2 protein-coding genes are annotated in these 831 nt (G+C 38.6%); both read right to left on the reverse strand.

Translation table 11 applies throughout. The annotated features are described in order from the left end of the window. Window positions 1–76: 76 nt before the first annotated feature. The gene (locus tag PKC96_07985) at window positions 77–325 is read right to left on the reverse strand and encodes a hypothetical protein (GenBank protein ID HMM01239.1); all 249 of its coding nucleotides are present in this window, start codon (window positions 323–325) and stop codon (window positions 77–79) included. 19 nt (window positions 326–344) lie between these two features. Continuing rightward, on the reverse strand, window positions 345–831 hold a 487-nt coding region (locus PKC96_07990; protein ID HMM01240.1), incomplete at its 5' end, for a hypothetical protein.

Below are 831 nucleotides of genomic sequence, written 5' to 3' on the forward strand. Positions count from 1 at the left end.
TTATCATCCAGTTGCAAACTGTCATCGAGGAGTTTTTCTTGAATAACCTCTATTAAGTCGTCTTTAACTAAGTAAATCATATTGTATAATCTTTGCGTTTCATTCTACCAACTTGATAGGATTTTTCACTTTGGTTTTGTTGTTTGCTTGATGTAGTATATTTTTCTAAATGCGCAATTGCTTGTTGGTCGGCGTCCGGGCTATCATCATGTTCGCCGCTACCCTCCTCAATGGCACAAAGTTGCATAACACCGACTTGCGTGTCGTTGTGGCTCTTTAATTCTATATTATAATATATGCGGGAGTTCTGAAAATAAGGTACCATTTTGATAATACGTCCTAATTTATTGGCATGGTGGTGTATCTATTTTCATTATATTAAGATTGACCCCGTGCTCCTCCTCCGCCTCGTCTATATTGCGCCCTACCTCCTCATTCCAAAATTGTGATTCGTATTGAAATATTATATTAATGTCATCCGGCAACGACTTTTTAAACTCACACATCCAATTACATGCAAGTTTCATTTTTGCTTGTTTTACAAAGCAATCAATCAAATAGAACTTACGATTTTTAACCCCCCAAACCCTCACGGCGTTGTAGTCGCTTGTTTCGTTGTCGGTGTATGCAATATCCCAATGCGAGATAATCATTTCAAATTCGTGCAAGTCCGGCAATTCGCACCATTGTATTGAATCCTCACTAAATATTTTGCCCTCTAACTTCGTTTCGTGTAAATATTCAGCATAAGCCGCCGGAATACCCATGTTTAATTCTTGCTCCCTGTAATAGTCAGCCGTATAATAGTTCCATGTGGGTTCGTGCGTTACT

Source organism: Bacilli bacterium (genome assembly GCA_035326105.1).
In the GTDB taxonomy this organism is placed as follows: Bacteria; Bacillota_I; Bacilli_A; order RFN20; family CAG-826; genus UBA7706.

Bases quoted from the DNA above. Each gene is read 5' to 3' on its own strand.
- PKC96_07985 (HMM01239.1), bottom strand. From the start codon at position 325: ATGGTACCTTATTTTCAGAACTCCCGCATATATTATAATATAGAATTA.